Source organism: Streptomyces sp. NPDC088910 (assembly GCF_044749865.1).
In the GTDB taxonomy this organism is placed as follows: domain Bacteria; phylum Actinomycetota; class Actinomycetes; order Streptomycetales; family Streptomycetaceae; genus Actinacidiphila.
In genome coordinates, this window is the sequence record NZ_JBIVIV010000008.1 from 213,398 (window position 1) to 227,304 (window position 13,907).

The 13,907-nt window shown below is 74.8% G+C and carries 9 protein-coding genes and 2 pseudogenes; 6 read left to right on the top strand and 5 right to left on the bottom strand.

Going from position 1 to position 13,907, the window contains the following annotated elements; genetic code table 11:
* Positions 1-200 precede the first annotated feature (200 nt).
* The 3 genes from ACIP4Z_RS20290 to ACIP4Z_RS20300 all read left to right on the top strand — a co-directional run bounded on the left by ACIP4Z_RS20290 (position 201) and on the right by ACIP4Z_RS20300 (position 8,078).
* The gene (locus tag ACIP4Z_RS20290) at positions 201-2,324 is read left to right on the top strand and encodes an SPFH domain-containing protein (protein WP_401309892.1); all 2,124 of its coding nucleotides are present in this window, start codon (positions 201-203) and stop codon (positions 2,322-2,324) included.
* 11 nt (positions 2,325-2,335) lie between these two features.
* Positions 2,336-7,255 carry a DNA repair ATPase gene (locus tag ACIP4Z_RS20295; RefSeq protein WP_401309894.1) on the top strand — a complete coding sequence of 1,640 codons (4,920 nt, stop codon included), beginning with the start codon at positions 2,336-2,338 and terminating at the stop codon, positions 7,253-7,255.
* Between the two features lie 76 nt (positions 7,256-7,331).
* A complete protein-coding gene (locus ACIP4Z_RS20300) occupies positions 7,332-8,078 on the top strand; it encodes a phosphotransferase family protein (RefSeq protein ID WP_401309897.1) in 747 nt (248 codons plus the stop codon).
* Positions 8,079-8,163: 85 nt separating this feature from the next.
* Here ACIP4Z_RS20300 and ACIP4Z_RS20305 read toward each other — a convergent pair whose 3' ends face one another.
* Together ACIP4Z_RS20305 and ACIP4Z_RS20310 are read right to left on the bottom strand one after the other, a co-directional pair.
* On the bottom strand, positions 8,164-8,769 hold the full coding sequence (locus ACIP4Z_RS20305) for a phosphatase PAP2 family protein (RefSeq protein ID WP_401309900.1): 606 nt from the start codon (positions 8,767-8,769) through the stop codon (positions 8,164-8,166).
* Positions 8,766-9,488 (bottom strand): DedA family protein, encoded by a 723-nt coding sequence (locus ACIP4Z_RS20310; protein ID WP_401309903.1) that lies wholly within the window; start codon positions 9,486-9,488, stop codon positions 8,766-8,768. Before ACIP4Z_RS20310 ends, ACIP4Z_RS20305 begins: the two co-directional genes overlap by 4 nt.
* A 113-nt stretch (positions 9,489-9,601) precedes the next feature.
* Here ACIP4Z_RS20310 and ACIP4Z_RS20315 point away from each other — a divergent pair, with 113 nt between their 5' ends.
* Complete coding sequence (locus ACIP4Z_RS20315; protein ID WP_401309906.1) at positions 9,602-10,045, top strand: BlaI/MecI/CopY family transcriptional regulator; 444 nt, start codon at positions 9,602-9,604, stop codon at positions 10,043-10,045.
* Positions 10,042-10,968, top strand: coding sequence for a M56 family metallopeptidase (locus ACIP4Z_RS20320; protein WP_355336403.1), 927 nt, complete (start codon positions 10,042-10,044; stop codon positions 10,966-10,968). The genes ACIP4Z_RS20315 and ACIP4Z_RS20320 overlap by 4 nt, the downstream gene beginning before the upstream one ends.
* 237 nt (positions 10,969-11,205) lie before the next feature.
* Here ACIP4Z_RS20320 and ACIP4Z_RS20325 read toward each other — a convergent pair whose 3' ends face one another.
* From ACIP4Z_RS20325 to ACIP4Z_RS20335, 3 genes and pseudogenes are all read right to left on the bottom strand, one after another.
* Positions 11,206-11,397: a peptidoglycan-binding domain-containing protein gene (locus ACIP4Z_RS20325; protein ID WP_355336444.1), complete on the bottom strand. Its 192-nt coding sequence runs from the start codon at positions 11,395-11,397 to the stop codon at positions 11,206-11,208.
* 21 nt (positions 11,398-11,418) lie between these two features.
* Positions 11,419-11,562, bottom strand: a pseudogene (locus ACIP4Z_RS20330) (peptidoglycan-binding protein); the annotation flags it as partial.
* A gap of 66 nt (positions 11,563-11,628) precedes the next feature.
* Positions 11,629-12,513, bottom strand: a pseudogene (locus ACIP4Z_RS20335) (lysozyme); the annotation flags it as partial.
* A 323-nt stretch (positions 12,514-12,836) separates the two neighbouring features.
* Between ACIP4Z_RS20335 and ACIP4Z_RS20340 the strand changes: the two are divergent.
* The gene (locus tag ACIP4Z_RS20340; protein WP_401309909.1) at positions 12,837-13,898 is read left to right on the top strand and encodes a DUF2786 domain-containing protein; all 1,062 of its coding nucleotides are present in this window, start codon (positions 12,837-12,839) and stop codon (positions 13,896-13,898) included.
* Positions 13,899-13,907 lie beyond the last annotated feature (9 nt).

Consider the following 13,907-nt stretch of genomic DNA (forward strand, 5'->3'; position numbering starts at 1 on the left):
GCGACGCCCGAAGGCTTCACCGCCTCGGGGCCGCGACGCCTCGCCGCGCCCGCCCGTCCGCACCCCCACTGAACGTCCCCGCTGAACGTCCCCGCCGGCCGGACCACTCCGGCCGGTCCGCCTCGCCGCGCGGCACCACCCCGCCGTACGGCGGCACATCGTCCCCGCACCACCAGACCCGTAGAACCTGAGGATCTGCCATGGATGCCACCGCCATCGGAATCGGCGTGCTCTTCGGAGTGCTTCTGCTCATCGCCCTCGGAACGCTGTTCACCGTGAGCCGGCTGTTCCGAAAAGTCGCCCAGGGCCAGGCGTTGATCATCTCCAAGGCGAAGCATGTCGACGTCACCTTCACCGGCGCCGTCGTGCTGCCCGTCCTGCACAAGTCCGAGCAGATGGACATCTCGGTGAAGACCATCGAGATCCAGCGGACCGGCCGCGAGGGCCTGATCTGCCAGGACAACATCCGCGCCGACATCCACCTGACCTTCTTCGTCCGCGTCAACAAGACGAAGGAGGACGTGATCAAGGTCGCGCAGGCGATCGGCACCGAACGGGCCAGCCACCAGGGGACGTTGCAGACGCTGTTCAACGCGAAGTTCTCCGAGGCGCTGAAGACCGTCGGCAAGCAGCTCGACTTCGTCGACCTCTACACCCACCGCGAGAACTTCCGCGACCGGATCATCCAGGTCATCGGCACCGACCTCAACGGTTACCACCTGGAAGACTGCGCGATCGACTTCCTCGAGCAGACCCCGATGACGCAGCTCGACCCGGCCAACATCCTGGACGCGCAGGGCATCCGGAAGATCACCGAGCTGACGGCGATCGAGCACGTGCGCACCAACGAGTTCCAGCGCACCGAGCAGAAGGAGATCACCCGGCAGAACGTCGACGCGCGCGAGACCATCCTGGAGCTCGAACGCCGTCAGGCCGAGGCCGAGATCAAGCAGCGCCGCGAGGTCGAGACGCTGCGCGCCAAGGAAGAGGCGGCCACCGCCCGCGTGCAGGAGGAGGAACGCCTGGGCGCGCAGGGCGCGTTCATCCGCACCGAGGAAGTGCTCGGCGTCCAGCGCGAGAACCAGCAGCGCGAGATAGCGGTCGCGCAGAAGAACCGCGAGCGGGTCATCGCCGTGGAGAACGAGCGGATCGAGAAGGACCGCGTCCTCGAAGTCATCGCCCGCGAGCGGGAGACGGAGCTGTCCCGGATCTCCAAGGAGAAGGAGGTCGAGTCCGAGCGCCGCGAGGTCGCGGACGTCATCCGGGAGCGGATCGCGGTCGACCGCACGGTGGCCGAGCAGGAGGAGTCGATCAAGGCGCTGCGGCTGGTGCAGGAGGCCGAGCGCGAGCGGCAGGCGCTCATCATCACCGCGGAGGCGCAGGCGCAGGAGCAGCTCGTCAAGGACATCAAGGCGGCGGAGGCGTCCGAGCAGGCCGCGCACCACAAGGCACGCGAGTCGCTGACCATGGCCGAGGCCCGCAAGCAGGCCGCCGAGCTGGACGCCGCCGCCAAGATCCGGCTGGCCGAGGGCATCCGGGCGGAGGCCGCGGCGGCCGGGCTCGCCGACGTCGAGGTGCGCGAGCGCAGCGCGGAGGCGATCACCAAGGTCGGTCACGCCGAGGCCGAGGCCACCGAGGCCCGGCTCAAGGCGGAGGCGGAGGGCTCGCGGCTGCTGGCGCTCGCCAACGCCGAGGGCACGACCGCGCAGGCGAAGGCCGACGCGGCGATGATCGGCGAGAAGCTGAAGGCGGAGGCCGAGGGCCTGACGGAGAAGGCCGCCGCGATGGCGGCGCTCGACGACGCCTCGCGCGGCCACGAGGAGTACCGGCTGCGGCTCGCCGCGGAGAAGGACATCCGGATGGCCGGGCTCGACACGCAGCGCTCCATCGCGGAGGCGCAGGCGACGGTGCTGGCCACCGGCCTGGAGCACGCCGACATCCAGATCGTCGGCGGCGACAGCGTCTTCTTCGACAAGCTGCTCGGCGCGGTCTCGGCCGGGCGCAGCGTCGACAACTTCGTGGCGAACTCCGACACCGTCAAGACGCTCGCGGGCACCTGGCTCGACGGTTCGGGCAACAGCTTCACCGAGGACGCCACGCGCGTGCTGTCCTCGCTCGGGTCCGGTGACGTAGCCAACCTCACCGTCTCCGCGGTGCTCGGCCGCCTGATCGCCGAGGGCGGCCCCCAGGCGGGTTCGCTGAACAAACTCCTCGACCAGGCAAGGTCGTTGGGCCTGGCCGACGCGCCGCTGAGCGCTCTGCGCGGTGCCGCGCCCGACGCCCAGCCCGCGGCCTCCTCGGCCAACGGTCTCGTCAAGAAGTGAGGGGGCCGGGCGTGAGCGGGGCGCAGGAGTCGCGGGGCACGGCACCCGAGGGTTCGCCGGGCGCGGCCTCAGGGGGGCCGCGCCCGGCGGGCGGGTCAGCCGCGGGCGGGCTGGACGGGGACGCGTACGAGGTGCTGCGCGCACGGCTCACCGCGTCCGCGCGGCTGCTCGCGGACCGGGCGGGGGCGCTCAACTCCCGTCGCCAGGAGGTGTTCGGCACCACCGAGCTGCGCCTGGACGGCACCGAGCGGCTGCGCACCGCCCACCCCGCGCAGGCGGCGGACGTGGCCGCCGTCGGCCCGTATCTGCTCTTCGCCTCGAACCCGCCGGAGGTCACCTCGGTCGGCGACGTCTTCCAGGCGCTCCCGGCGGCGTCGGTCGGCGAGGGCGGTGGGGGCGGGCAGGGCAGTGCGGGCGGCGAGGGCGGTGCGGGCGGCGGCGACGCGGGTCCCGCCGGGCTGCTCGACGACCCCGTTTTCGTACGGGAGTTCGGCGAGCTGTACCGCTACTACCGGCAGACGCGGCTGCTGCGGCTGCGCGTCGCCGAGGGGCGGTTGCTCGCGGTCTTCAGCACCGGGCCCGGCGTCGGCGACGTCCGCGTGGTCGGCTGGCGGGTCGCGCCCGACGGGAGCTGCGCGTACGAGGGGACCGCGCGCGAGGAGTGGGCCGACTCCGACGGCGGCGTCTACACCGTCACCTGGGCGGCCGTCACCCGCGAGGACCAGGTGGCGGGGCGCGACCCGCACCTCGCGCTGACCGCGGCCGACGGCGGCACCGTCACCGTCGCCACCTCCGGCGGCACGCTCGCCATCGGCGCCGACGAGGCGTCGTACGAGGAGCCCGTCGAGGACGCGCTCCAGGCCCTCGCGGACGCCGACGTCGCCTACGCCACCGTCGGCCCGCTGGTGCTGCTGCGCGTCCGGCCGTACCGCGAGAACGCCGACCGGCACTTCGCGGTCAACACCAGGACCGGCGAGATCGAACGGCTCGACGCCCTCGGCCAGGCGTGCCTGCGGCTCCCCGACGACCAGGGCGTGGTCTTCCCCGGCGGCTACGCGCTCGCCACCGGCGGCACCCGCGCGTACGAAACCGGCCCGGAGGAGCTGGAGTTCGAGCGGATCGTGCGGTCCGCGAACGGCGAGGACGTGCTGTACGTCTTCCTCGCCGCCGACGGCCGCCGCCTGCTGCTGCCGTACAACCTCATCCGCAAGGAGGCCGCGGCGCCGCTGCACGTCCAGGGCGCCGCGCTCTACGAGGACGGCACGCTGCTGACGCTGCGCCCGGCCGACGGCGGCGAGGCGGCCCGCGTGCACATGGTGCAGCGGTGGGAGACGCCGTTCCTGTCCGACGCCTACGCCGCCGCGCAGCCGGTCGGCGGCGGCCCGCTGGAGCGGATCGGCAACCCGGACCTGGTGCGGGCCGTCGCGGACACGCTGTCGGTGGCCCGTACCGCCCTGGCCCTGGAGGCCGCGCCCGCGCTGCCCGGCTACGAGGCGCTGGTCGGCGAGTGCGAGCGGGTGCTCGACCGCTACCACTGGCTCGGCGACATCGAGGAGGACGCCGCTTCGGCGGACGCGGCCTCCGGCGACCTGGTCGCGCCGCTGGCCCAGGTCCGCGACACCGGACGGCAGGTGCTCGCCGAGTACGCGCGGGTACGCGACCTGACCGCGCGCGCCGCGACCGCCGTCGACGAGAGCGCCGCCCGTATCGCCGTCCTCGTCCGGCAGACGCGCGGCGAGGCCGTGAAGTCCGCGGACGAGTGGGTCGAACGGCTCACCGAACTGCGGCGCGCGCAGGGCCACTTGATGTCCCTGCGCGAGATGCGGTACGTCGACGCCGAGCGCCTGGACGCGCTCACCGCGAGCCTGGCCAAGGACCTGGCGGACGCCGCGCGCCGCGCGGCGGGGTACTTCGCCGACGAGCACGCCTTCGACGGCTACCGGGACCGGGTCGCCGCGACCGCCGCCGACGCCGAGGCCATCGCGGCCGCGGCGGACGCGGCCGAGGTCGCCGCCGTCCTGGACGAGCAGGCCACCGGGCTCGCCACCGTCACCGAGATCGTCGGCACCCTGGAGATCGACGACGCGACCGTCCGCACCCGCATCCTGGCCGCCGTCGCCGACGTGCTCGGCGCCGTCAACCAGGCGCGGGCCGTGCTCGACGGCCGCCGCAGGGAGCTGGCAGCCGCCGAGACCGAAGGCGAATTCGCCGCCGAGAGCGCGCTGTTGGCGCAGAGCGTCAGCGGGGCGCTGGCCGCCGCCGACACCCCGGAGAGCTGCGAGGAACAGCTCGGCCGGCTGCTGGTCAGGATCGAGAACCTGACCACGCGCTTCGCCGCCGACGACACCCGGCTCGCGGCCCTGGACGAGCGTCGCGAGGAGATCCACCAGACCTTCGCCGCCCGCAAGCAGGCGCTCGCCGACGAACGCGCCCAGCGGGCCCAGCGGTTGGCGGCCTCCGCCGAGCGCGTCCTGGCCGGGGTGCGCCGCCGCGCCGCCGCGCTGCCCAGCCTTGACGACGTCAACACCTACTTCGCGTCCGACCCGATGGCCGCCCAGCACCGGCGGATCGCCGCGCAGTTGCGGGACCTCGGCGACCCGGCGCGGGCCGCGGAGGCCGAGGCGGCACTGGCCGCGGCCCGGCAGGACGCGGGCCGCTCGCTGCGCGACCGGCTCGACCTCTACGACGCGGACGGCACGGTGATCCGGCTCGGCCGCCACCGCTTCGCCGTCAACACCCAGCCGCTGGAACTCGCCCTCGTCCCGCACGCGGACGGCCTCGCCTTCACCATCTCGGGCACCGACTACCTCGTGCCGGTCGCCGACCCCGCCTTCGCGGCCACCCGCCGCTTCTGGGACCGCCCGGTCGTCTCGGAGTCGCCCGACCTCTACCGCGCCGAATACCTCGCCGCGACCCTGCTGCTCGACGCCCCCGGCGCTCTGACCGACATTCCCGCGCTGGTCAAGGAGGCCGCCGCGGCCCGGCTCGACGAGGGTTACGAGCGCGGTGTCCACGACCACGACGCGACGCTGCTGCTGACCGCGCTGCACGAGCTGGACACGGCCGCGGGACTGCTCCGCCACCCCGCGGCCGACCGCGCCCTGGCCCAGCTCTTCTGGACCCATGGCGCCGCCCCGGCCGCCCGGCCGGCCTGGACCACCAGGGCCCGCTCGCTGAGCAGGGCCGCGTCCGCCTTCGGGGACTCCGCCGCCGCCGTGCCCGCGCTGACCGAGCTGGCCGCCGAACTCGACTCCGCCGTACGGGACTTCGCCGCCCGTGCCGGACTCGGGCGGATCGGCGCGGTGGGGGAGGGGACGCCCGTCGGCGACTACCTGGTGGCCGAACTGGCCGCCGACCGGACCGGTTTCGTCGGCGGCGCCGAGGCGCGGGCGCTGCGGGAGCGGTTCGTCTCCGCGCTCGGCGGCGCGCAGGGCGTGCCGTACAAGGAGTTCCTCGACGACCTCGGGGCGCTCGGCGACGACCTGGGCGCGCGCTGGCAGCTCGTGACGGGCTGGCTCGGCGCGCATATCACGAGCTCCTCGGCCTCTTCGGCATCTTCCGTCTCTTCCGAGGACGGTGAACTCGCCGAGGCCGCCGCCGCGTTCGTCTGCGGTCCCGACCTCGCGGTCTACGCCTCCGAGGCCGCCGTCGGCACCACCGTGACCGGGCTGCTGGGCACCCACCCCCGGATCACCGCGCGGCGGATGGCCGTACGGCTGGACGAAACCCTCACCCGCGTACGGCGGTTCAGGGCCGAGGACGTCCCCGCCTACCGCGCCTACCAGCGGCACCGCACCTCCGTGGTGGCCGCCGAGCGCGACCGCCTCGACCTGGACGCCTACCGCCCGCGGCCGTTGACCGGCTTCGTCCGCAACCGGCTGCTCGACGAGGTGTCGCTGCCGCTCATCGGCGACAACCTCGCCCGCCAATTCGGCCCGTCCGGCGGCCTGTTGATGCTGATGTCGCCGCCCGGCTACGGCAAGACCTCGCTCGTGCAGTACGTGGCCGCCCGGCTCGGCCTCGCCCTGGTGACCATCGACGGGCCCGCGCTCGGCACCGGCGTCACCTCGCTCGACCCCGAGCGCGCCCCCGACGCCACCTCGCGCCGCGAGGTCGAGAAGATCAACTTCGCGCTGGAGCTGGGCTCCAACGTCCTGCTCTACCTGGACGACATCCAGCACACCTCGCCCGAGCTCCTTCAGAAGTTCATCACGCTGTGCGACGCGCAGCGCCGCGTCGAGGGCGCGGCGGGCACGTACGACCTGCGGGGCAAGCGGTTCGCGGTCTGCATGGCGGGCAACCCGTACACCGAGTCCGGCCGCCTCTTCCGCGTCCCGGACATGCTCGCCAACCGCGCCGACGTCTGGAACCTCGGTGACGTCCTGACCGGCCGGGAGGCGCTCTTCGCGCTGAGCTACGTGGAGAACGCGCTCACCGCCAACGAGACGCTCGCGCCGCTGGCCGGGCGCGAGCGCGGCGACCTCGAACTCCTCATCCGGCTCGCCGAGGACGACCCCACCGCCCGCGCGGACGACCTCGCCCACCCCTATCCGGCCGCCGAGCGCGAGGACATCGTGGCCGTCCTGCGCCATCTGCTGCGCGCCCGCGCCACCGTGCTGGCCGTCAACGCCGCCTATATCGCGTCCGCGGCCCGCACCGACGCCTCGCGCACCGAGCCGCCGTTCCTCCTCCAGGGCTCCTACCGCACGATGTCCCGCCTCGCCGCCCGTATCCAACCCGCCATGAACGAGGCCGAGTTGGAGGCCGTCATCGACGACCACTACCGCGCGGAGGCGCAGACCCTCGCCTCCGGCGCCGAATCCGCCCTCCTCCACCTCGCCGCCCTCCGCGACCGGCTCACCCCCGCCGAGGCGGCCCGGTGGTCCGCCATCAGGTCCGCCTACGCGGGGGGCGGTACGGCCGCGGGGTAGCGGGACACGGCCGGCCGCGTCGGCCCACGCGGCAAATCCGGTGACGCCGGGGCCCTCCCCCCGGATACTGCCGCCCATGGACGAGGTCAATGTGGTGGTCGCCCACTCCGAGCGCGCGACCCTGCGCGTCGGCGACGTGTTCTTGAAGGTGGACGCCGATCAGGCGCGTATCGACGTCGAGGTCGAGGCGATGGCCCTGGCGCCGGTCCCGACCCCGGAGATCCTGTGGCGCGAGCCGCCCGTGCTCGCGCTCGCCGCGGTCCGGGGCACGGCGCTCGGCCGCCTCGGTGAGCCGTCGCCCGCGTCCCCGGCGGCGTGGGCCGCGGCGGGCGCCGCCGTCCGGCGGCTGCACGACGCGCCGTTGCCGCCCTGGCCCGGCCGGCGCCGCCGCGACCCCGGCGAGTTGGCGGTGGAACTCGACGGCGAGTGCGAGGCGCTGGTGACCAGCGGCGTCCTGCCCGCCGCCCTGGTCACCAGCAACCGCCGGGTCGCCGAGGCCGCGCTCCGGGCGTGGACGCCGGTGTTCGCGCACGGCGACCTCCAGATCGATCACGTCTTCGTCGACGGCGCCGAGGTCACCGGCGTCATCGACTGGTCGGAGGCGGGCCGGGGCGACGCCCTCTTCGACCTCGCCACCTTGACCCTCGGCCACGAGGAGCGCCTCGGCGACCTCCTCACCGGCTACGGCGCCGACGTCGACCTCGACGCTCTGCGCGCCTGGTGGTCCCTGCGCGCCCTCCTGGGCGTCCGCTGGCTGACCGAACACGGCTTCGACCCGTTCGCCCCGGGCTGCGAGGTCGACGTCCTGAAATCCCGCATGTAGCCCCGTACGCAGACCCCCGACCCCCGAGCCCCGGGCCGCGCCACAGCGCGGCGCGGTCAACCGACCGGGGCCGTACCCCGGAAGGCTATTCGGCGGCGGGACGCAGGGCGTGGACCAGGGGGCGGAGTCTGGTGGCGCGGAGGCGGTCGACGGCGGGGGCGGCGCGGGGGGCCAGGAGGGAGACGGGCCAGGCGACGAGGGCGCCGACGAAAAGGCCGACGACGACGTCGTGCGGGTAGTGGACGCCGATCCAGACGCGGGAGGCGGCCATGAGGAGGGCGAGGGGGACGGCGAGACGCGGTCCCAGGCGCCGGTCGGCGAAGAGCAGGCCGACGGCGGCGGCCGCGGCGATGGCGGAGTGGTTGCTGGGGAAGGACCAGTCGCCGAGCGCCGGACACGTCTCGACCGTGACGGTGTGCAGTGTCTGACAGGGCCGCTGCTCGTCGAAGACCGCCTTGACCCCGTCGTTGACGAGGAAGGCGACCACGACGGTGAACGGCACGGCCAGCGCCGCCGCCATCGCGGCGGACCCGGCGGGGCGGGCCCGCCACCAGACGATCAGCATCAGGACGGCGAAGAGGCCGAGCCCGTAGTCGCTGAAGAAGCGGACGGTGTCGTCCACGGGCTGCGGGGTGCGCCCCGCGAGGTCGGTGATCCAGCGGTACAGGCCCGCGTCGAATTGCGAGGTCACGGGCGCTCCGGGTCAGAGGCGGCGGGGGTCGTCACGGCGGGGGCGGACGCGGCGGGTACGGGCTCGGCGTCGGCCGCCTTCGCGCCGCCGCGGCGGCTGCGCCGCACCTCCAGGACCAGCGGCGCCAGCGAGACGACCACGATCACCGCGACGATCGGCAGCAGGTACGTGTCCACGTGCGGGATCGACGAGCCGAGCCCGTAGCCGCCGAGCACCAGGCCGACGGTCCAGACGGCGCCGCCCGCGATCTGCCAGACGGTGAAGGTGCGGACCGGCACGTTCAGCGTCCCGGCGAGCGGGTTGAGCACCGTGCGCACGATGGGGATGAAGCGGGCCAGGACGACGGCCTTGGCGTGGCCGTACCGTTCGAGGAGTTCCGCGGCTCTGGCCGCGCCCTGGTGCAGCTTGGCGTTCTTCGTGCGGTTCAGCAGCGCGGGGCCGCCGCGCCGTCCGATCACGTAACCGGTCTGCGCCCCCAGCAGCGCCCCGGCCACGGCGGCGAGCAGCACCTGCCACAGCGAGAGATGCACCACATCGGAGGCGCCGGGCACGCACAGCAGCCCGGCGGTGAAGAGCAGCGAGTCGCCGGGCAGGAAGAAGCCGATGAGCAGGCCGGTTTCGGCGAACATGATGACCGCGATGCCGATGGCCCCGAAGGACGACAGCAGGGAGGTCGCGTCCAGGACGTTCACGGCCTGATCGAGCGCGGGCAGGGGCATGACGGTGGGGCCCTCCCATAATGGGTCCTGGGGTGCCGCGCGGCACCCTCCCCGACTACAGTCGTGTAGTCGGTCTACAGAACTGTAGACGAACGAGCCGGAAGGGGCGATCCATGACGGAGGCCAACGCGTCGGCCCGGCGGCCTTCGGGTGAACTCGAGGCGAGCGTGCTGGCCGCGCTGTGGGCGGCCGACGGCCGCGCCCTGACCCCCGCCGACGTCCAGCGCGACCTGGGCACCGCCCTCGCGCGCACCACCGTCACCACGATCCTCGCGCGCCTCTACGAGAAGGGGTCCGTCAGCCGCACCCGTTCGGGGCGCGGCTACGCCTACCTGCCGGTCCAGGACTCGCCGGGCCTGGCCGCCCGCCGCATGCGCACCGAGCTGGACAAGTCCGGTGAGGACGACCGCGGTACGGTCCTGGCCCGCTTCGTCTCCCAGCTCGACCCGGACGACGAACGGCTGCTGCGCGAGCTGCTGGTCCAGGCGGAGGAGGACGACGGGCCGTCCCCGGCCTCCGGCCCCGCCGGTCCCGCCTCGGAGGGCCGCCGCCCGTGAACCTCGCCGTCTGGGCGCCGCTGCTGCTCCCGCTGCTCGCCGTGCCCGCCGCGCGGCGGCTGGCGGACGCGCTGCCGCCGCGCGCCGCGGCCTGGCTGCTCGCCGGGTCCGCCGTCGCGCTCGCCGCGTGCAGCACCACCGCGCTGCTGCTGCTCGCCGGGGCGGGCGCCCTGCGGCTCCCGCCGGTCGCCGCCTTCGCGCACTTCGTGCTGCCGGTGGTCGGCGACCAGGTGACGGTGGCCGCCGCGTGCGTCGCCGCCGTGCTGCTGGCCGCCGTCGTCACGGCGCTGGTCCGCACCTCGCGCCGCCACCTCGTGCTCGCCGCGCGGGCCCGCAGGCGCGCCGTCGCGGCCGGTACGGCGGCCGGTGACCTCACCGTCCTCCAGGACCCCGGCCCCGACGCGTACGCGCTGCCCGGACGGCCCGGCCGGATCGTCGTCACCACCGGCATGCTGCGTGCCCTCGGTCCCGCCGAGCGCGAGGCGCTGCTCGCCCACGAGCGGGCCCACCTCGCCGGGCGCCACCACCTCTTCCTCGCCGCCTTCGCCCTCGCCTCCTCCTGCCACCCCGCCCTGCGCGGCCTGCGCGGGCCGCTGTCCTACGCCCTCGAACGCTGGGCCGACGAGTCCGCAGCCCTCGCCGTCGGCGACCGCCGCCTCGCCGCCCGCGCCATCGGGCGCGCCGCCCTGGCCTCCCGGCCCGGCGTCCGGCCGCACGCCGCGCTCCCGGCCGCCACCGGGCCCGTGCCGCGCCGCGTCGCCGCCCTCCTGGCCCACCCCCCGACCACCCCCCACCTCCGCGCCCGCGCCCCCCGCGCCATAGCCCTCGTCCTGGCCTCCTGCCTCGCCCTGTCCGCCGCCAGCGCCCTCCAGGCCGCCCACGACCTCCACGGCTCCATCGAGGTCGCCCAGGGCGAACGCTGACCCCGTCGCCCGTCGCCCGTCGCCCGTCGCCCGTCGCCCGTCGCCCGTCGCCCGTCGCCCGTCGCCCGTCGCCCGAGGCCCCCGGCCCCGGGAGGGGGCCGATGTCGCGCGGCGCCGGCGCGCGGTGACCCATGCCTTCCGCGTTCACGCGAACGGCACCCCGGCCGGAGGAGCGCGGCCGGGGTGCCGTACCGGGATCGCGGGTGCTGCCGCTGTCCGGTCAGGGTGCGCCGAGGGTCAGGAGACCAGGGCCTGCCAGGTGTTGGGGCCGACGATCCCGTCGGCGGTGAGGCCGTGGGCGGACTGGAAGGAGCGGACGGCGGTGTTGGTGCCCGCGCCGAAGGCACCGTCCACGGCCAGGGACGAACCGTGCGCGTTGAGCTGGCTCTGCGCGGCCTGGACCGCGGCGCCCGACGAGCCCTGCTGCACGGTGACGATCAGGGCCTGCCAGGTGTTGGGGCCGACGATCCCGTCGGCGGTGAGGCCGTGGGCGGACTGGAAGGAGCGGACGTCGGTGTTGGTGCCCGCGCCGAAGGCACCGTCCACCGCCAGGGCCGAACCGTGCGCGTTGAGCAGGTACTGGACCGTCTTGACCCGCTCGCCGCTCGCGCCCTGCTGGACGGTCGGCCAGCTCGTGGTCGGCGGCGGGTTGTAGCCGCTGCCCTTGGCGAAGTTCTGGAGGTCGGTGAGGGTGCCGTTGAAGGTGTCCTGGTCACCGGGGAAGGTGCCGGAGTCGGCGTACTGCCAGATCGTCTGGGCCGACCAGCCGGCCGGCAGCGTGCCGGGGCCGCTGCTGTAACGGGCCACCCACAGCGGGTTGGTGGCGCCGAAACCGCTGTTGTTGCCGGTGCACGACGTCCACCAGTCGGTGGTGGTGTAGATCGTCGGGTAGCGCCCGGTCCTGGTGCGCACCTCGTTGCTGAAGTCCCGGATCCAGCTCACCATCGCGCTCTGGCTCAGCCCGTAGCAGGTGGCCCCGTACGGGTTGTACTCGATGTCGAGGGCGGGCGGCAGCGTCTTCCCGTCGGCGCTCCAGCCGCCTCCGTGGCCGACGAACCAGTCGGCCTGCGCCGTACCGCTCGAATTGTTCGGCAGCGCGAAGTGGTAGGCGCCGCGGACCAGCCCGGCGTTGTAGGAGCCGCTGTACTGCTGGGAGAAGTTCGGGCTCGTGTACGTGGTGCCTTCGGTGGCCTTGACGTAGGCGAAGGCGGCGCCCTTGCTCTTGACGGACGCCCAGTCGACGTTGCCCTGGTAACCGCTGACGTCGAGACCGGCCGGGCCCGTGCCGACGGCCGCCCGCGCCGCGGCCGACAGCGTTCCCGCGCCCGGGCTCCCGAGCCCCGATCCGGCGTGGTCCTGATCCGGGTGCGTCATACGGGTCGGGGTGCCGCGGCCGTCGTCGGCGGCGGTCGACGCGGAGGCGGTGCCGGGCAGGACCAGCAGGGTCACGGCGGCGGCCAGCAGCCCGGCCGCGCAGGCCGTCTTCCGGCCCGAGCCCGTACCGCGGGTGGCTGGCCTGAACCGCGAGGGGGTGGTTGCGGACATGATGCTCCCAGGGGTGTGTGGAGGGGGACACGCTCTGACGCGCTGAGCCGGGGGTGTAGCGGTGCGGTCGTCGGCGGTGGGAGTCGGGGTGGGGGTGCCGGGACTGTGAGCGGCCGGTGAGCCCGGTCCGGGCGGCGTCACCAGAGCACGGACAGCACATCAACTCCTCTGCGCGCAGGCTGTGTCGACGCGCGTCAACCTAAGGGACGGATTGACATGGCCGCAACACGTTCCGGCTCTCGGGGCCCGTGCGGGGGACCGCGTACGCGCTCGGCCAGCGGGGGCCGGCGAGCGGCGCGCGCCGCGTCGGCGACCATGGATCCGTGGACGAGTTCGAGCGGGCGTATGCGGCGGCGGTGGTCTCCGGCGCGGGGGCGACGGCGGAGGAAGCCGCCGTGGACGCGGCGGCGTCGGTGCTGGCCGCCGCGGGTGAGCGGTGGGAGGGCGCGGCCGGGAAGCTGGCCGGGCGGGTGGTGCGGGAGTGCGGGGCGCGCGGGTGGGAGCTTCGGGACCTCGTACGGATGGCGGGGCGGGAACTCGACGCGCGGCACGAGCGGTTGGCGCGGGCCGCGGGGGACGGCGAGGAACCCTTCCTCGCGGAGTTCGCCCGCAGCGAGCGGCTCGACCGCTTCAGTACGGCGACGGCCCTCGTGGAACTGCTCTGCCTGTACGGGCGGCTGCCGCGCATCACCCCCCTGACGCCGGGCCCCGCGTCGGCGCCCCCGGCCACCGGCCCGCACTCCAAGATGCTCGCCCGCATCCGGGCGCTGCTGGCGAAGGCCGAGTCCACCGGCTTCCCCGAGGAGGCCGAGGCGCTGTCGGCGAAGGCCCAGCACCTGATGGCCAGGCACAGCATCGACGAGGCGCTGGTCGCGGCCACGGGAGCGCCCGGGGCGCCGGGCCGGGGCCCCGGCGCGTGCCGGATCGGGGTGGACCGCCCGTACGAGGGCGCGAAGGCCCTGCTGCTGGACGCCGTCGCGGCGGCGAACCGCTGCCAGGCGGTGTGGGCGGCCGACTTCGGCTTCTCGACGGTGGTCGGTTTCGCGACCGACCTGGAGGCCGTCGAACTCCTCTACACCTCGCTGCTCGTCCAAGCCGACCACGCCCTGCGCGGCGGCACCTCGCGCTCGCGCGACTTCCGCGAGTCCTTCCTGATCGGTTACGCGGGCCGCGTCCGCGAACGCCTGGCCGCCGCCACCCGGGAGGCCCAGGCCGAGACCGCCACCCCGCCCGCCGACCTGCTGCCCGTCCTCGCCGCCCGCGAGGTCGACGTACGCGACGCGACCCGCCGCATGTTCCCGTCCACCACCACCTCGCGGCTCAAGGGCCGCGACGCCGAGGGCTGGCGCCACGGCGAGGCGGCGGCCGACCGCGCCCGCTTCTGAACCCCGGCC

Excerpts from the sequence above, each read along its gene's own strand:
- ACIP4Z_RS20290 (WP_401309892.1), top strand. The coding sequence starts at position 201 with ATGGATGCCACCGCCATCGGAATCGGCGTGCTCTTCGGAGTGCTTCTG.
- ACIP4Z_RS20300 (WP_401309897.1), top strand. The coding sequence starts at position 7,332 with ATGGACGAGGTCAATGTGGTGGTCGCCCACTCCGAGCGCGCGACCCTG.
- ACIP4Z_RS20310 (WP_401309903.1), bottom strand. The coding sequence starts at position 9,488 with ATGCCCCTGCCCGCGCTCGATCAGGCCGTGAACGTCCTGGACGCGACC.
- ACIP4Z_RS20315 (WP_401309906.1), top strand. The coding sequence starts at position 9,602 with ATGACGGAGGCCAACGCGTCGGCCCGGCGGCCTTCGGGTGAACTCGAG.